This window comes from Paenibacillus sp. FSL F4-0236, assembly GCF_038000135.1.
Taxonomy (GTDB): Bacteria; Bacillota; Bacilli; order Paenibacillales; family Paenibacillaceae; genus Paenibacillus_AQ.
On sequence record NZ_JBBOBK010000001.1, the window covers coordinates 6,031,521 to 6,049,036 of the forward strand.

At 43.1% G+C, this 17,516-nt stretch carries 19 protein-coding genes, 1 tRNA gene and 2 riboswitches; of the genes, 10 read left to right on the top strand and 10 right to left on the bottom strand.

Annotated features, from left to right (window positions below; genetic code table 11):
• Positions 1-70 precede the first annotated feature (70 nt).
• From NSQ29_RS26875 to NSQ29_RS26900, 6 genes are all read left to right on the top strand, one after another.
• The gene (locus NSQ29_RS26875; protein WP_341126498.1) at positions 71-2,077 is read left to right on the top strand and encodes a M1 family metallopeptidase; all 2,007 of its coding nucleotides are present in this window, start codon (positions 71-73) and stop codon (positions 2,075-2,077) included.
• An 11-nt stretch (positions 2,078-2,088) separates the two neighbouring features.
• Positions 2,089-2,919 carry a hypothetical protein gene (locus NSQ29_RS26880; protein ID WP_341126499.1) on the top strand — a complete coding sequence of 277 codons (831 nt, stop codon included), beginning with the start codon at positions 2,089-2,091 and terminating at the stop codon, positions 2,917-2,919.
• A gap of 214 nt (positions 2,920-3,133) precedes the next feature.
• Positions 3,134-3,272, top strand: a riboswitch (cyclic di-AMP (ydaO/yuaA leader).
• 53 nt (positions 3,273-3,325) lie between these two features.
• A complete protein-coding gene (locus NSQ29_RS26885; protein ID WP_042193080.1) occupies positions 3,326-3,754 on the top strand; it encodes a C40 family peptidase in 429 nt (142 codons plus the stop codon).
• Between the two features lie 360 nt (positions 3,755-4,114).
• Positions 4,115-4,256: riboswitch (cyclic di-AMP (ydaO/yuaA leader) on the top strand.
• A gap of 5 nt (positions 4,257-4,261) precedes the next feature.
• On the top strand, positions 4,262-4,753 hold the full coding sequence (locus NSQ29_RS26890) for a C40 family peptidase (RefSeq protein ID WP_042183954.1): 492 nt from the start codon (positions 4,262-4,264) through the stop codon (positions 4,751-4,753).
• Positions 4,754-5,008: 255 nt separating this feature from the next.
• Complete coding sequence (locus NSQ29_RS26895; RefSeq protein WP_076301049.1) at positions 5,009-5,494, top strand: GNAT family N-acetyltransferase; 486 nt, start codon at positions 5,009-5,011, stop codon at positions 5,492-5,494.
• Positions 5,495-5,621: 127 nt separating this feature from the next.
• Positions 5,622-5,978 carry a c-type cytochrome gene (locus NSQ29_RS26900; protein WP_042183950.1) on the top strand — a complete coding sequence of 119 codons (357 nt, stop codon included), beginning with the start codon at positions 5,622-5,624 and terminating at the stop codon, positions 5,976-5,978.
• Between the two features lie 91 nt (positions 5,979-6,069).
• On the opposite strand, the gene NSQ29_RS26905 is transcribed toward NSQ29_RS26900, so the two are convergent.
• A complete protein-coding gene (locus NSQ29_RS26905) occupies positions 6,070-6,357 on the bottom strand; it encodes a 4a-hydroxytetrahydrobiopterin dehydratase (protein WP_042123209.1) in 288 nt (95 codons plus the stop codon).
• Positions 6,358-6,585: 228 nt separating this feature from the next.
• A complete protein-coding gene (locus tag NSQ29_RS26910; RefSeq protein WP_042131745.1) occupies positions 6,586-6,879 on the bottom strand; it encodes a hypothetical protein in 294 nt (97 codons plus the stop codon).
• 206 nt (positions 6,880-7,085) lie between these two features.
• Here NSQ29_RS26910 and motA point away from each other — a divergent pair, with 206 nt between their 5' ends.
• Both motA and motB read left to right on the top strand, forming a co-directional pair.
• The gene (gene motA / locus NSQ29_RS26915; RefSeq protein WP_076286892.1) at positions 7,086-7,889 is read left to right on the top strand and encodes a flagellar motor stator protein MotA; all 804 of its coding nucleotides are present in this window, start codon (positions 7,086-7,088) and stop codon (positions 7,887-7,889) included.
• Positions 7,873-8,691 carry a flagellar motor protein MotB gene (gene motB / locus NSQ29_RS26920; RefSeq protein WP_042183946.1) on the top strand — a complete coding sequence of 273 codons (819 nt, stop codon included), beginning with the start codon at positions 7,873-7,875 and terminating at the stop codon, positions 8,689-8,691. The genes motA and motB overlap by 17 nt, the downstream gene beginning before the upstream one ends.
• Positions 8,692-8,790: 99 nt before the next feature.
• Here motB and rluF read toward each other — a convergent pair whose 3' ends face one another.
• Positions 8,791-9,492, bottom strand: a complete 702-nt coding sequence (gene rluF, locus NSQ29_RS26925; RefSeq protein WP_341126823.1) for a 23S rRNA pseudouridine(2604) synthase RluF — start codon at positions 9,490-9,492, stop codon at positions 8,791-8,793.
• Positions 9,482-11,809 carry an ATP-binding protein gene (locus NSQ29_RS26930; protein WP_341126500.1) on the bottom strand — a complete coding sequence of 776 codons (2,328 nt, stop codon included), beginning with the start codon at positions 11,807-11,809 and terminating at the stop codon, positions 9,482-9,484. The genes rluF and NSQ29_RS26930 overlap by 11 nt, the downstream gene beginning before the upstream one ends.
• Before the next feature lie 403 nt (positions 11,810-12,212).
• Here NSQ29_RS26930 and tadA point away from each other — a divergent pair, with 403 nt between their 5' ends.
• Complete coding sequence (gene tadA / locus NSQ29_RS26935) at positions 12,213-12,725, top strand: tRNA adenosine(34) deaminase TadA (protein WP_076301051.1); 513 nt, start codon at positions 12,213-12,215, stop codon at positions 12,723-12,725.
• A 112-nt stretch (positions 12,726-12,837) separates the two neighbouring features.
• The gene (locus NSQ29_RS26940) at positions 12,838-13,407 is read left to right on the top strand and encodes a GNAT family N-acetyltransferase (RefSeq protein WP_339268101.1); all 570 of its coding nucleotides are present in this window, start codon (positions 12,838-12,840) and stop codon (positions 13,405-13,407) included.
• A gap of 108 nt (positions 13,408-13,515) precedes the next feature.
• Here NSQ29_RS26940 and NSQ29_RS26945 read toward each other — a convergent pair whose 3' ends face one another.
• The 6 genes from NSQ29_RS26945 to pdxT form a co-directional block, all read right to left on the bottom strand.
• Positions 13,516-14,607: a hypothetical protein gene (locus NSQ29_RS26945; RefSeq protein ID WP_341126501.1), complete on the bottom strand. Its 1,092-nt coding sequence runs from the start codon at positions 14,605-14,607 to the stop codon at positions 13,516-13,518.
• A 102-nt stretch (positions 14,608-14,709) separates the two neighbouring features.
• Positions 14,710-14,862: a small acid-soluble spore protein P gene (locus tag NSQ29_RS26950; RefSeq protein ID WP_042183936.1), complete on the bottom strand. Its 153-nt coding sequence runs from the start codon at positions 14,860-14,862 to the stop codon at positions 14,710-14,712.
• A gap of 12 nt (positions 14,863-14,874) precedes the next feature.
• Entirely contained in the window at positions 14,875-15,216 is a 342-nt protein-coding gene (locus NSQ29_RS26955; RefSeq protein ID WP_042183934.1) for a hypothetical protein, read from the bottom strand.
• Positions 15,217-15,389: 173 nt separating this feature from the next.
• A tRNA-Ser gene (locus NSQ29_RS26960) sits at positions 15,390-15,478 on the bottom strand.
• A gap of 68 nt (positions 15,479-15,546) precedes the next feature.
• Positions 15,547-16,833 carry a serine--tRNA ligase gene (gene serS, locus NSQ29_RS26965; protein ID WP_341126502.1) on the bottom strand — a complete coding sequence of 429 codons (1,287 nt, stop codon included), beginning with the start codon at positions 16,831-16,833 and terminating at the stop codon, positions 15,547-15,549.
• A gap of 73 nt (positions 16,834-16,906) precedes the next feature.
• Complete coding sequence (gene pdxT / locus NSQ29_RS26970; RefSeq protein ID WP_280789057.1) at positions 16,907-17,503, bottom strand: pyridoxal 5'-phosphate synthase glutaminase subunit PdxT; 597 nt, start codon at positions 17,501-17,503, stop codon at positions 16,907-16,909.
• Between the last annotated feature and the right edge of the window lie 13 nt (positions 17,504-17,516).

Sequence of the window (17,516 nt, forward strand, 5' to 3'; positions counted from 1 at the left end):
TTTTAGCTAATAATGCGGCGATTGCAAACATATACATCCCGTAGATGCTTGTCACGGGAGGAATCACACTATGAAGTCACTGTCATTAAGGTACATCATCATCTTTGCGACCCTGGCCACCCTCGTGCTATTAGGAGGCATATGGGTCTATTCGGGGGATAACTCCACATCTTCTGTTACTAGCTTTGTTTCAAAAGAGGCCAAGTCCTCAAGCGGCACAGCTCCTGCAGCTGCACCACAGCAGACACTGCCTGATAGCGCCCCCGTTCCAGCAGAAGAGGCATTAAGTCAACGAGTTGTCGAGTATCACATCGATGTTCAGCTTGTTCCTGATACAGAAACCTTAATCGCTTCTGAGACGGTAACCTGGACACACCCCGGTGTAAAACCGGTAAGTGATCTATATTTCCATATGTATCCAAATGCTTTTGCTTCACCAGATACTACCTTTATGAAGGAGTCCGGAGGAACGCTCAGAGGTGACACCATGCCAGAGAATGGCTTCGGAAGTATGACTTTAACCGATTTGCGCACAACAGAAGGAACATCACTAATGCAAAGAGTGCAATTTGTACAACCCGATGATGGTAACGTCAACGATAAGACACTCCTAAAGGTACATCTCCCACAGCCGGTTAATGGTGGAGAAAGTGTCACGCTTAAACTCCAGTACGAGGTTCAGCTCCCCAAAATATTTGCCCGTATGGGCGCATCCGGCAATTTCGTGATGGCTGGGCAATGGTTCCCTAAACTTAGTGTATACGAGCCTATGGGCACACGTGGGGTTAAGGAGGAAGGCTGGGATTTGCACCAGTACCACGGCACCTCTGAGTTTTACAGCGATTTTGGCATCTTTAATGTAACGATTGCGGTTCCTTCCGACTACACGGTAGCTGCGACCGGATTTCCTGTGAAGAATGCCAAGCTAAAGCAAGATCAAAAAATATATCAGTTCTACGCTGACGATGTCCATGACTTTGCGTGGGCGGCATCCCCTGATTTTACAGTAGCCGAAGAAGCCTTCTCTACGCCAGAAGTGCCTGGTGTACGGATTAAGGTGTATCTCGATCCATTACACAAAGACTTAAAGGAAAGATACCTTCAGGCCGCTAAGGCAGCTCTGGCCTACTTCAGCAAATGGTACGGTCCTTATCCCTACTCCACCCTGTCTATTATCGTTCCGCCTAAGGAGGGGAATGGGGCTGGAGGAATGGAGTATCCAACACTCATTACAGCGTTTGGAGCCACAGACTCTTCTCCTGACACCTCACTTGAAAGAACCGTCGTTCATGAAATTGGCCATCAATACTTTTACGGCATGGTAGCCAGCAATGAATTCGAAGAGGCTTGGCTAGACGAAAGCTTCACTTCTTATGCTGAAGACAGACTCATGGAACAAGAATATGGCATCAAAACGAATCTCCCACTTCAGTCCAGCTTGGTGACCAAATCAGAGCCGCTAAATTTAGAGACATGGAAATATGCCGGGGCAGAATCCTATAGCCGGAATGTGTATATTCGCGGAAAGCTAGTACTTAAGGATATTGAACGCCAAGTAGGCACTAAGGCAATGAACAGCATCATGTCCACTTACGCACGTAAATTCCGTTTCCAGCACCCCACTACGTCTGATTTTCAAAAAGTCATTGAGAAGGTAACCAAAAAATCATGGCAGCCTTATTTCGAAGATTATATTTATGGTGGTGGTGCTCCTGATTTCTCAGTAGATACGATTACGATTAAAAAGAATGGCAACAGCGATGCTCAGAGCTATGAATCCATAGTAAAGATTACAAACAAAGGGAGCCATTACATTGACGTTCCCATTAAATTCACATTCGCCGATGGCTCTGATACAGAGCGGGTCTGGAGCGGTGAAGGAGCAGAGACTACCTTCCAATTGTTAAGCGATAAGCTTCTTCTCTCTGCTGAGGTTGATCCTGAGCATACCATTCTGTTAGAAAACAAACATCTTAATAACTTCAGACTGGCGGAAATAGAGCCCAAAACGCTCTCCCGCTGGACATTAAGTGTAACTAAACTAGTTGAAACCGTGCTCGGAACTCTTGTCTGGTGAGGTGAATGATTGTGAGAACATCGATAACCCGCGGCTGGCAAAGCATGAAGGAGCAATTTTATATTCTGATTCTGCTCTTCATCTACCGACTGCTCTGGGGCTACTTTATGTACGGCTTCATCCGGTCTGCTATCGTTCCAATTCTACTACGTTATCCAGATAAAGACGCTGGAGGCAGCGGAATGGGCAGACTACTCTATTATGTCGAAGGGCAGTTCAGCTTAAACACAGATCCTGCGATACGTACTTGGTTATGGATGTTCCTAGGGCTTGTTGTCTTACGACTGCTACTCTCCCCCTTCATAAGGGCAGGATTACTGCATGAACTCCATCAGGAGCGAAAAGGAGAGCGTGGCCTGTTCTTTTTTCCAGGTATGAAGCTTTATGGATTTCCAGTGTTTATCTTCAGTCTAATCGAATGGGTGCTGGCTCTACTTCCGTTATACTGGCTTGCTCCAAAAATGTACGGGCTATTCTTGTCCTCCTTTCTGAACTACTCTTTGTTACTTCATCTAGTTCCATACGTATTGGCATGGCTTATATACATCTTTATCGTGCGCCTGTTCCTTCTATATATGCAGTTTGGTTATACCAGCGGCACGGGGATGTTCTCCTCCTTATTCATTTGCTTGAAGTCGCTGATTCCGGCAATAGGAATTTCAATCATACTTGGTGCAGCAGGCCTGATCCTTTTGCTAGTGTGCGGAATAACGGGCATCTTCTGTCCTGGCCTACCAGCACTTCTTATTCGTCAACTTTCATCACTGCCCTCAACACTCTTCAAAATGTGGGGAATTTCAGCTCAATATCATCTATGGCACAGTAAAGCATTTCCACAATAATTTGAAGCATTACAGAACATAATATAAGAGTCCCGGTTCCTGAATCAGGAGCTGGGACTCTTTCGCGTTATAGACAAATTATGAGGATTTGCAAAATCGTAAAGACTTTGTTACAATAAGTCCTGTTCCATTGGTAACAAGTTTGTAATCATTTGAAACGATTTCTACATAACTTCATGTATTTGTCGTAGTCATGTCGATAAGTCACTATCTGGTGCATAAAACGCCGAATTCCTTGCACCGGGAAGTGGGGGAACCATATTTTGGGTGAATTGATCTCGCTTTGCAGTGATCATAGGGGAACCTTCTACCGAATCCTTAAGCTAACCTCACAGGCATTGGAAGGGGTACAATTTTTTTGAAGAATTTAAGAAAAGCATGCGTCGCTGCGGCGCTAGGACTTGTGATGGCGTTCTCTATTGGTGGAGGAAGTGCCTTTGCAGATTCTAAGATGGACAGTGTTATTTCAAAGACAATTGGAGTTGCCTATAAAACCGGAGGCACTAGCACTGCCGGGTTTGACTGTTCTGGATTTACTACGTATGTATTCAAGAAGGTGGGTCTTTCTTTGCCCCGTACTTCAAAAGCTCAATATAATGTCGGAACTCCTGTAGCCAAAAGTAAATTACGTTCAGGTGACCTAGTTTTCTTTAACACATTGGGCAACGGCGTATCCCATGTCGGCATTTATGTTGGAAACGGAAAATTCGCACAATCATCATCTTCATATGGCGTGACCATCACTTCACTTAGCCAGTCCTACTGGGCCAATCGCTACGTTGGTGCTAAAAGAGTAATGAGTACTTCCTCATATCAAGCTATAGCCTACGATTAATACTTCCCCACAACTATAACCTCACAATTACATTATATAGACCTGGGTTTGATTATTGACTTAATCGAATCCAGGTTTTCTTTTGCCTTATTATATTCTTTACACCTCTAGAACGGACTTTAAACACTTTTATTTGATAAAAATTTCAATAAATATAAAAATTAGTTTAATATTATCGCTTACATATGCATTTTGTCTTTAAAAAAAACGAATTTTTCTGCATGATTATGTTAAAAACGATTGCCAAGCGGCACTCTGTTTGTTACAATAACTGCAGTAAGATTTTAGTAACATTTTTGTAATCATTAAGTTGTTATTTACAAAGGTTTTGTCATGTATTGATTACAAGCTATTCCTAATCAACAGTATCAGCCGAGTTTCCTAACTATTAGGAAAACGGGGGAACCAACTTTGGGTGAATTGACCTCCATTTTTAGAGGGGTCATAGGGGACCTTCAACCGAACCCTTAAGCTAACCTCGTAGGCATCCGGAAGGGGTATAAACTTTTGAAGAAGAAGCTAGCAGCAGCAGTACTTAGCTTTTCCATTATTTTCACCATCGGAGCAGGAAGCGCTTTCGCGGATTCCAAAATGGATAAAGTGATCGACAAGACCATCGGAACTAAGTACGTATCCGGCGGCATCTCCACAAATGGATTTGATTGCTCCGGATTTACAATGTATGTATTTGATAAAATTGGTATAAACCTACCACACCAATCAGGTTCCCAGTATCAAATGGGTACTGCTATCTCCCAAGATGATTTAAGATCTGGAGATCTTGTATTCTTCAATACAAGTGGTAAGGGTGTCTCCCATGTCGGTATTTATGTCGGTGAAGGCAAGTTTGCACACGCATCTTCCTCACGCGGTGTAACGATTAGCTCCCTGAGTGATAGCTACTACGTGAAACGCTACATCGGTGCTAAACGAATTATGAGCACGGATGCTTATCATTCTGTTGCTTCTGAGACAGAGGATAATGATGATGTTCAATAAGTAAATCGTACATAGGCTCTTTTCCAAGATGTTGATTCTTGGGGAAGAGCTTGTTTTTTGTCTTATTTAGTATTTACCCCTCTCAGAATTTGTAAAACAATAATCCTAATAAATTTCTGAGTCGACCATGCCTCTTTTTGTATATAATTAGTTACAAGCATAAACGCCTTCGATGTCCTTATAAGGACCATAAGTATTTTAAGCTAGAATTATAAGACATTTAAAGTTCCCCCGTGAAAGGAGGTCCTTGACCTTATGATAAATCCCTCTGTTACTTTTCATGTAGCGCCTATGGAGACCAGTCACGCGGAAGAGGTTTGCAACTGGGATTACACTGCCCCTTATAATATTTACGGCTGGATGCCGTGGGAGCAAATGCAGGCTCTTGGAATCGAGTTCGGTGACCCGCAGCTACGGAATGAGCAATATGTCTCCATACTAAATGGGCAAGGGATTTTGTGTGGATTCGCGCAGTTGTTTCCAATGGAAGGTGTTGTTCGCTTGGGGATTGGTATGCGCCCTGATCTATGCGGTCAAGGTCTAGGGAAAATATTCATGGATGCAATCGTGCAAGCAGCCTTAATTCGTTATCCTGAGCGTGAGATTGATCTAGAGGTATTGACCTGGAACCAGCGGGCGATCCGAACTTACCAAAAGTGTGGATTTACGATTACCGATACGTATGAGCGCCTAACCCCCACAGGAAACAAACCTTTTTATTGCATGGTCTATGATAAATAATATTAAATTCCATATTTTTCAATGATTTGATGGCATTATCGTTCATTTTTTTGTCACAAACCCTATGATAACGCTTCACCTTGAGCTATAATGTAGGGAGCAGCTTACATAGAAGGGACGAACTGGGATGCAGAAATGGATCATGAGCGGTTTGTTTTTTGCCGCCTGTGCCTTTGCGGTAGTACTTATGTTTACACTTCCAGGTAAAGAAGAGGTAGCTGAACAGAATAAACCGACGATGCCGGAAGTCCAATTGGATGCGGCAAAGGCCGAAGCAACCGTGAAAGCCAGCTGTATCACCTGTCACGGCGATCAGCTTCAAGGTGGAGTTGGGCCCAGTCTTCAAAATGAAGGCGGTCAGCATGATGCTGAAGAAATCTACAGTATCGTCACTAAAGGACGAGGTCAAATGCCTTCCTTTAAAGAAAAGCTAGCCCCTGAGGAGATTGCAAACGTCGCCCTCTGGCTCTCAGAGAAAAAGTAACAGTAACTACTACCTAAGCAACTAAAAACGCCCGTGCCAGAAGATAGTTCACTATCTGCGCACGGGCGTTTATTTATGAGTTTAGGTGACACTAACGATTTTTCTCAAAGGCTTCATTAAATTCATGTGCCTCTCGAATATCTAGAGCTGTAATACCGTCTTCCTCATTTGATTTCAGTCGTAAAGTCACTGTCTTATAATCAATCGTAATATGTGGATGGTGATCAAAGGCTTCTGAAATGGTGGCTACTTCATCAACGAAAGCAATACCCTTCATATATTGGCTGAACATATATTTTCGCACCATGGTATTCTCTTCCAGCTTCCAACCTTCCAGCTTGCTGATCTGCTCACGCAGTTCTTCTTCGGTAAATAACAATTCGTTTCCTCCCTTACTAAAAATTGCAGTAAAATCCGCAGGTCCCTTTACTCGTATTATTCGTTAAACAAAACATCCCTTAGCTTCTGAGGTCCAAGGGATGTGCCAGGATAAAGGCAATATTTTCGATTAAATGTATTCAAGAATCCCAGCGATTATAACTCGGCTACACCAATTTTAACACGGGCTACTAACTACGGGCAAATTACGCCCCGCCACCGCCTCTTCTTAAATCAAAACAACAGAGGCTAAATCCTCTTCTCCGACTAAAATATTAATGCGGTGCGTGTCCTTATCGTAAATGATAACGCCGCTCCCCACCTCAATCATAGGTTCATTACCCAGCGCGAAGAAAAGATCCTCAGCCAGTGCCTCCCATACCTCCATCTTGGATTCCTGCGGCAATTCTTGCCACTCTTCCGGATCCATTTCAAAAAATAAGTACCCATCGGAAATTCTTCCGACAGCCTCAGTCAAATCCGTTAGGATTTCACCGTAATCTCTACCATGCTTTACACCCACATGTATCACTCCGTTTTCTCCACAGATGAATAATTACTTACCTTATCCATTATAGCCGAAAAAATGACTTCACAAAAAACGGAATGATGTCGATAAATAAGAATATACGTTATTCGGTTTCGAACAGAGTGCCTTGCCGCTGTTTCAAGGATGATATACGCGGCTTTGTCGGAACACATCTTATAATCTCATGGACGAGGTGCATAATGGAAATTTCAACAATACTTGGTTTAATTTTTGGTCTAGTTGCAGTTATTTGGGGTATGATCCTCAAGCACGCTCCTCTTCACGCTTTAGCCACACCTGCTGCTTACGTTATTATCTTAGTGGGTACGGCAGCTTCCATCTTTATGGCCTTTCCGTTCTCGGAGGTCAAGAAGATTCCAAGTCTGTTTAAAATGATTTTTGTCAAAAAGAAATTAATCAGTAAATCCGAATTAATTACTATGTTCATGGAGTGGGCTTCTATTACACGGCGTGAAGGTCTGCTGGCTCTTGAGTCGAAAGTCGATGAAATAGAAGATAACTTCCTCAGAAATGGCATGCGGATGATTATTGATGGAAATGATCAGGATTTTGTCCGCGATGTTCTCATGGAGGACATCCACGCCACAGAGGATAGACATAAAGCAGGCGCACTCATTTTCTCACAAGCAGGTATGTATGCTCCTACACTTGGCGTACTCGGGGCCGTTATCGGACTTATCGCCGCTCTGGCTGATATGAGTGATATGAACAAATTGGCTGCAGCAATCGGGGCTGCCTTCATCGCAACACTACTCGGTATCTTTACAGGTTACGTATTATGGCATCCTATTGCCAATAAGCTGAAACGACTTTCCAAACGTGAAATTGAAGTTCGAATGATGATGGTCGAAGGTCTTTTGTCCATACAATCCGGTGTATCCACTATTGCCATCAATCAGAAGCTTGCTGTCTTCCTGACACCTTCGGAACGAGCTAAGTTAAATGATGAGAAGGAGAGTGGATCGGGTGAGCAAAAAGACTAGACGACACGAAGAGCATGAAGAACACGCCGATGAATCGTGGCTACTGCCTTATTCTGATCTTATGACCCTTCTGGTAGCCTTGTTCATCGTAATGTATTCTATGAGTGCAACGGATGCCAAAAAATTCGAAGAGATGAGTCAAGCCTTCAGTTCTGCTCTTAATGGCGGTACAGGTGTTCTTGAAGAGCGGGCGGCAATGCCATCTAAGAGTCAAGAGGATTTAGGAAAAAATGATCAAATGGATAAATCAGTAACCAAGAAAAATGAACAAACAGAAATGGCTAAGCTGCGGCAAAAGGAACAAGAGGATTTAGAGAAGCTTAAGAAGCAGTTTGATCAATATATCAGCAAGAACGGCCTTACCGATCTACTCAGCACTAAGCTCAATCAATCCCAGCTTATGATTACGATAAGTGATAACGCGTTGTTCGCATCCGGACAGGCAGTAGTTAAAGATGATTCTCGGCAATTAGCAAAGTCCATCTCAACCATGCTGCAGCAATTCCCGGATTATGATGTAGTCGTGCAAGGACATACCGATAATATCCCTATCTCTAATAGCGACTATTCTTCCAACTGGGACCTGAGCGCCGATCGCGCCCTTCAGTTCATGAAGATCTTGCTAACAAATACGAACCTAAATCCACGGAAATTTAGTGCGATTGGATACGGGGAATACCACCCCATTTCTGAAAATACAACAGCTGTTGGACGAAGTAAGAACCGCCGGGTTGAAGTATCCATTATTCGTAAATATCAAGAAACCAAAGAGTTCTCAGGTATTGCTCCTTCCGATGAATAATGGTTATCCTATTACAAACATAAAGAGCTGTCCCAAGGTCTTAGACCGATGGAACAGCTCTTTTTTGATACATTGTATTCAAATCTAGGCTTTTCTAAGTTATAGAAGTTCGTAGTTCAGTGTAGCTCCAAGTTCTTGCTTCTCTTCAGCAGACAGCTCACGCCATTCTCCTGTTTGTAATGCCCCTAGACGAATATTCATAATCCGAATGCGTTGAAGCTTTCTAACCTCGTAGCCAAAAGCGCTGCACATACGGCGGATCTGACGATTCTTACCCTCCGTCAAAATAATACGGAATACACGCTCTGTAATACGAGTGACCTCACAAGGTAGCGTCTTCTCACCTAATATCTTTACGCCACTGGACATGCCGGTAATAAATGATGGCGTAATCGGTCTGTCTACAGTAACAACATACTCTTTTTCATGCCGACCTTCGGACCGTAAAATCTTGTTAACGATGTCCCCATCGTTGGTAAGCAAAATCAATCCTTCTGAATCCTTATCGAGTCGCCCAATCGGGAAGATTCGCTCATGATGACCTACAAAATCAACAATATTCCCCTTAATATGCTGCTCTGTAGTTGAAGTGATACCCACTGGCTTGTTTAACGCAATGTAAACCGTCTGGCTTGATGTTTCAAGCGCAACACCATCTATTCTCACATCATCGCCTGGAACGGCCTGACTGCCAAGCACAGCAGGTTCTCCGTTGATCATAACTCTACCACCTTCCACCAGCTTATCTGCTTCACGGCGTGAACAGTACCCTGTCTCACTGATGAATTTATTAATTCTCACGTTGTCCTTCACTCCGTTCATCCTTAATATTAAGCCAAGGGGTATCCGTACCAGCTGCAGGCAGCTTGATCATAACAGTTGTCCCTTGACCCACTTCACTTTGTATTTCCAAATGACCCTTATGAGCCTGAATAATACGTTGGCTAATCATTAGCCCTAAGCCTGTTCCCGACTCCTTATTGGTGAAGAAGGGCTCACCCAGCTTAGGCAGCATATCCTTAGGAATTCCTTCGCCTTGATCTGAAATAAGAATGAAGACAGAATCCAAGGTATTTCTTAACTCCATTGAAATCACACCACCATCAGGCATAGCTTCAATAGCATTTTTGACGATGTTAATAAACACCTGCTTTAGCTGGTTCACTTCACAATGTACGGTGGATGGATATTCAGAGAATGTCGCACTAAACTGAATCCCAAACAAATGAGCTTGACTGTCTAATAGAGAAACCACATCACCAAGGATATCCCGCACATCTTTTTCCTGAAAATGAACAGCTTGAGGCTTGGCCAAAATCAAAAATTCACTTACGATCAGATTAATCCGCTCGAGCTCGGACAACATCAGTTCAATATGGAGGGGGACCAAAATCTGCTTTTCTTGTTGAAGCTGCAGAAATCCTTTTAGCGTCGTAAGAGGATTACGGATCTCATGGGCTACTCCCGCGGCTAATTGGCCAACTGTAGTCAGCTTCTCAGAGCGTCTAAGCAGTTCCTCCATTCGGTTACGTTCCGTCATATCACGTGAGACGTGAATAAAGGAATGTGGGTACCCGTCTTCATCACGAATCACTGAGGTACTAACACTAACTTCAACAATTGTTCCATCACGTTTAAGTCTTACGGTTTCAATTGGTGGTAGAACCGCACCACTCTTTAACGCATCAAGCCGTTCTTCCTCCTGCTTAAGCGCTGTCGCAGGCACAAGGTAAGGCTTATTCCCTAGCACCTCTTTGGCACTCCATCCATACAGCTCTTCGAAGGCTCTGTTCGTACTAGTAATTCGGCCGTCCATATCGATGGTATGTATCGCATCAGAGGTTCCATTAATAACCGATTCCAAATGCTCCTTAACTGCTCGGTTCTCTTCCAGTGTCTGTTTGAGTCGATTAGTGCGCTGCATGAGATGAGCCGTCATAGCGTTGATTCGTAGTGCCAGTTGCCCTAATTCATCCCGGCTAGTTACCTTAAGTGGAGGCTCGAATTTCCCTTTAGCTACATCGTTCACTTTGGCAAGTATCGCCTGAATAGGACGAGTAACAAATCCAGACAGTATGTAACTACATAACAAGAATAATGTAAGTAATAACAGTGAAGTTGTCAGATTATTAATTAATTGTTCATGAACCACAGATGAAATCACGGAGTAATCCAAAACGACTCCAATCACATAAGCTTTCAGTCCAGGAGATTGGATAGGGATGAAGCTTTTGAGCACTCTTTTTCCAAGCACTTTCGTCTCCAGTGTAACCGGCTTCTGCTTCTCCTGAGCCAATAGAATCGCTGTTCTATCCTGCTCCACATTACCATAAGTATAGGTGCCGTACTTAATGGGACGGTTACCAAGATTCTTATTCAATGTGTCAGTTCCGTCAGCCTTCATACTTGCTGAACCAAATGTTACTGGGTTAAATCCTGTGAGTTCTAAGATCCCTGGATTAGCTTCTTTAGTCTGCGCTGCAATTTGATCGGGATTGGTAATCTTGACATAGTCGCTGGCTGCAGTATTGAGAATAACAGGATTTATGATGTAGTTGCTCTCTTCATCATGGTAATATCCCCACTTTTCAATGAAATCGAGATTGTAGGTTGAATAATCAAAAGGGCCTGACCAAAAATGGTCCATGGCCTGCCCCTGACCCACGGATACCTCCTGATTATCGAACAACTCCAAAAAGGCCAGATACCAGTACCCCCAGTCCTTTGTGGACACCCCAATATCACTAGGCACCGAAGACCTCGCTATTACAATATCGTTATCAGTCTTTACCAGAATTGAAATATTAGACACGCCCACCTTGGAAGTTAGGGCCTTAAGTTGTTCATTCGTCACATTCCTATAGTCGGGGTCCAGCTCTTCGGAGGCAAAGATAGCCGCCATCCTTAAATTATGCGCAATTTGATATTCTACATAGTTAGAGCTATAGTTACTTTGTTCTACAGAAACGGCCATTTGCATAGCGGTTAGTTGCATATTATTAATGCTTTCATTCCGTAGATTATTTTGGGCGGCATAAAGGTTAAATGTCAGGTTCAGTGCTAAAATTAGCAACACCGCCCCAAAAATAATAGCAGATAGTTTTGTCTTTATGGACAAACTGTTTGTTCACCTCTTATCCACTGGTAAATCCTTGCGGGGCCTACAATAAACATCATACCTTTTGCCCTCACATTTGAAAAGACATTTCAATGAAGCGTTCCAATTCAAGAAATATTGAAATTCAAAAGGTCTTTCTCTACAATATACAAGTATAAATGCCTTCGGCGTCCTTATACCGACGGGAAGCGTTTAAGCGCGAAATATAAGGATAAAGTATAGCGTGAAACTTATACTTTCTTATATTTCAAGAAACCATCCACAGCTTATGCACATATAAACATTTTATTATAAAACGATGTGTACAAAAATGTGCATAAGTAGGCGGTTATCCACAGAGTTATGCACATTTTGTTAAGAACGAATATTTGTTCGTTGTACAATGGATATAAAGGAAGGGAAGATGATCTTGAATATTAAAGCAGGTGAATCGCTAGATGATATGCGAGCGGTTCATGAACACTGGATGAGGCAGGCGATAGCAGAAGCCCGCAAGGCTGAAGCATTAGGGGAGGTTCCCATTGGGGCGGTCATCGTACGGCATGGTGAAATTATCGGACGTGGATACAATTTAAGAGAAACTACAATGGATTCTACAGCTCATGCAGAAATGGTTGCCATTCGTGAGGCCAGCAATGTCATGAACTCATGGCGACTGCTGGATTGCCAGCTGTATGTTACTTTAGAGCCTTGTCCTATGTGTGCGGGAGCGATTGTACAATCAAGAGTACCCCTCACTGTATATGGCACTCCTGATCCTAAGGCTGGATGTGCTGGGACCCTCATGAATTTGCTTGAAGAACCGCGTTTTAACCATCGCACCGAAGTGATTCAGGGGATTTTACAAGAAGAATGTGCAGACCTACTGACCTCATTCTTTCGTCGTTTACGTCAAAAACCATCGAAACAAGCATAAACGCCTTCGGCGTCCTTATAAGGACGGTAAGCGTTTAAGCGAGAAATATAAAACATAAAGTATAGGTGCTAAACTTATACTTTCTTATATTTAAAAAAAGGAGAGACCTGAAATGACCCTTACTTTATATCATACCTCACATGGTATCTATATTTCTCCTCTAGAGCTAAAGGATACAGAGAAATTACTGGAGCTGCGTTTGAATAATCGGTTAACACATGAACCATTTGAACCAAAACGCGATGAGCAATTCTACACTTTGGAGAGTCAACAACGGATCATCAATCAGCGTCTGGTGGATGCTCAGGAGGACAAAGCCTATATGTTCGGTGTCTATCTGCTTGATGGACAACTAATAGGTCAAATCACGCTATCTAATGTCTCAAGAGGTGTAGCTCAGTATGCTGATTTAGGCTATTTAATGGATCATCGGATGCAGGCAAAAGGTTACATGACTGCTGCGGTCGGATTAGTTCTCGGCTACGCTTTTCGAGCCTTAGGTCTTCATAGGATTCAAGCAGCCATCTTATTGCATAACGAGGCTTCTCGGAGGGTGCTGGAGAAGAGCGGATTTAAACCTGAAGGTATCGCACGCCGGTATCTCAAAATAAACGGCCAGTGGCAGGATCATCAAACCTATGCAATATTAGCCGAAGATATGCTGCCGGATGAACACAAATAACTTTCTACTGACTCGTTCAGGATTAAAAATCTTATTCTTCTAATAAAAAAAGACCCGCATGGGCGTATATCATACGCAACATGCGGGTCTTTCTCTCGTAACTTCTTATTAATAAGTCCCCAAGCTACCGAATTGCTCCTCTAGTTGATCCATTGTAATTACATCATCGCCCTGAGGAATGCCAATCTTGAACTCTGGCTTCTCGTTAATCTTACCATATTGACCTGTTCCGTTTACAGAGAAGGCTACGTTCGTGCCATCTTCCGGATCATTTACTTTAATGTCCATCAATAAATCCTGATACACAGGGAATCCGTCTTTATTGATCGCTGTATTGTAGTGGAACTGATTAATTGTAAGATACTTATCAAGATCCGCCAAACTCTTATCGAATTCAGTTCTAGTTTCACTTGATGTGATCTCTTCTTTAGCCTTAGCCAGATCAGCATCATTAATTTGCAGCATATCCTTGTATTCTTCCTTGCTCACAATATCAATGATTTTAGGCAGGGCATTATTCACAAAGATGGTGATTGCTTCTTTAACATTATCGTTTGTCACTTGGAACTGAACGACCTGTTTAGCTTCAACACCCTCCGGTAAATTTGCTTCCTTTGGACTAAGCTCATTAAAATATTTTCCTTCATCATATTCCGCTAATACAGTGTCCATCACTTCATTAGAGAACTTTTGCATTTTCTGTGTATCAAGAGCACTTGGATTAAACTCAGCACCCTCTTGTTCTGCCAACGCCTTCAGATCCACCTCTACAAACTTATTTACGATTGTCTCCGGAATCGGGAAGAACGGAATCGATGGAATCTTAACATACAACTTCTCAGTGGTCATCACCATAGGGACATTGAAGCTCATGCTCATATCGCCCTTGAGATTCAGAACCATAGTTAGCTCTGTCTGCATTGGATCAGCCTGATAAACCCCGTCGACGGTAATATCAGCATTCTTGAGCATGCTGAGTACCTGTGTGGTCATTGCAGCAGATTCAGCATCAGCAGTCTCGATGGTTAGATCATTGATCGAGAATTTACTCTTCATCTCATATGAAGACATCGTAGTCGCTTTTGACGCGGCTGATTTTAAGGCCTCTTTTGGCGCCTCCTGTTTACTTGCACATCCTGGCAGAATTACTGCTGCTGTAAGCAACAGTGCCGCGGCCGATAAACTCCATTTTTTGTTCATTATTTTTCTCCTCTCCCATGTAAAAAAAATCTCCCCCACTTATCATAAACTATTTGTAAAAATCAAGAAACACTTCTTTATAATTCTTATTGTTTTTATTTGTTATCCTTGCGGATTATGATGGTCTACATGATTAGCCTGCTTCACCTTTTTAGAGCCAGAAAGTGGTTCTGGTGCAGAAGAATTATGCTCCTTTCTACGCTGGCCATCGTTGGGCTGTGCCCCGGGAACTGGAATACTTTTTGGCTTTGACATTGTTCATTCCTCCTAAGGATTAGTTATATTCTGTAGAGCCTGAGCACATTCGTGAATTTGCCGTGAATACTGCTGTGCTAATAGCTGTACTGCATCACTATGCTCATCAATATGAATTCCACTCTGCTCCACATCAAGCAGATCAACAGCGACCTCCCTGCTATCTACATACCTGCAACGAAAATCAAGTGAGTACCCTTGACGTCCTGCTGCATTAAAATGAATAAGCAGACTATTCGGATCACCATCATCCGCTAGTACATTGAAACTGTCCCCATCCTCCATTAACGCAGGCAGGCGTTCTTGCCAGGCCGAGACAAGATTATGCTGATCTACTTCCAATTGTCTGTCCATAATTATGATCATCCTCCTTCTCTAATACATTGCGGAGAAATCAATCTTTTTATTCTCAATGGAACTAGGTTCATCAAACAATAACTAAAACTGTACCAGTTCAAGCACAACAAAAAAACCGCCTCCAAAGGAGACGGTTTCTATCTGCTTATTTCTTAAAGTTCATAAAGGAATGGCGGAGAGGATGGGATTCGAACCCATGTGGGCTTGCACCCTAACGGTTTTCAAGACCGCCCCGTTATGACCGCTTCGGTACCTCTCCAAATGCATATAAATTTCACATGCATTAGTAATTATACCATATGGTGCGAATAAAAAGCAACTATTTTCTTAAATAGTTTTAGGTTGGATCGATTTTACATTACGCATATACGGTTGTAGACATTCTGGAATCAGAACACTACCATCCTCTTGCTGATAATTCTCAAGAATTGCTGCAACAGTACGCCCAACAGCCAAAGCAGATCCGTTCAGTGTATGAACAAATTCAGGTTTGGATTTCGGATCTTTACGGAAACGAATATTTGCCCGACGCGCTTGGAAGTCCTCCGTATTCGAGCAAGAAGAGATCTCACGGTACATTCCACTCTCAGGCAGCCATACTTCCAAATCGTACGTCTTAGCCGATGTAAAGCCCATATCAGCTGTACATAGCCCAAGTACGCGATAAGGCAATCCAAGAAGCTGCAGCACACGCTCAGCATCTGCTGTCATTTTTTCTAACTCCTCATAAGAGGATTCAGGAGTAGAAAGCTTCACCAGCTCTACCTTGTTGAATTGATGCTGACGGATCAGACCGCGAGTATCACGGCCAGCTGAACCCGCCTCAGAACGGAAACAAGAGCTGTATGCTACATGATACTTAGGTAGATCTGCTGCTGTCAAAATCTCTTCGCGATAGTAGTTGGTCACAGGTACTTCCGCTGTAGGAATCAAATAGTATTCAGTGTCACGTAACTTAAACAGATCTTCCTCAAACTTAGGAAGTTGCCCCGTTCCGTACAAGCTGTCTTTATTCACAATGTAAGGCGGCAGCATTTCTTCATAGTTATGCTCACCACTGTGCAGATCCATCATAAAGTTAATAAGCGCCCGCTCTAAACGTGCTCCCAGTCCTTTATAAAAAACAAACCGAGATCCCGTAACCTTCGCTGCAGCTTCAAAATCAATAATATCGAGCTGCTGCGCAAGCTCCCAATGTGATTTCGGAGTAAATCCGAATTCCTTTGGCTCCGACCAGCGACGCAATTCAACGTTATCATCCTCAGATTTACCAACTGGAACTGAATCATGAGGAATATTCGGAATACTCATAGTAAGTTCAGCAATCTGAACTTCCAATTCACGCACTTCGTCATCAAGCTCTTTAATTCGGTCAGATACCGTACGCATTTCTGCAATTAGATCATCTGCTGGCTCACCATTCTTCTTCTTCTTCGCTACTTCACCAGAAACCGTATTACGACGGTTCTTAAGACCTTCTGTTTCTTGCAGTAATTCACGTCTGCGTAGATCAAGTTGTGGAAAATCAGCAATTAAATCCAGTGATTTACCCCGTTTCTCTAAGGCTTGTTCAACTCGAGCGTAATCACTGCGTAATACTTTTACGTCTAACACAAAGTTTCCCTCCTGAAAACAGCCTAAACTCTTTCAAATTGCTGCTTACAGCTTTGAAAGAGTCAGGATGTTCTTATATGCGATTCTGTTGTTGCACTTGCCTAGTAGCCTCTACCATATCAGCAAAATATTGATGCAGTCTGAAATCATCGGTCAATTCTGGATGAAAAGAAGACACCAGCAGGTTACCCTCCCGTGCAGTTACAATCTCATCATTATAGACTGTAAGCACATCTACACCCGGGCCTACCTCGTTGATAAGCGGTGCACGTATAAAAACAGCGCGAACCGGCTCATCAATTCCTTTAACCTCCAGATCACATTCAAAGCTTTCCCGTTGACGACCGAATGCATTCCGAGCCACCGTAATATCCATTAGCTCCAAATGCCCTGGTTCGCCGCCGGCAATTTGTTTGGCCAAAACAATCATACCCGCGCATGTTCCAAAAATCGGCTTGCCTTGATTGGAGAAGTTACGTATGGCTTCGATGAAGCCATATTTTCGCATCAGTTTACCGATCGTTGTACTCTCACCACCAGGAATAATTAGGCCGTCAACCTCCTCAAGCTGCTCTACTCGCTTGATAGGTACGCCCACTGCTCCGGTCTTCTCTATACTAACAATATGCTCCGTAACTGCGCCTTGAAGCGCCAGCACTCCTATTTTCATCCGGCAACCTTCT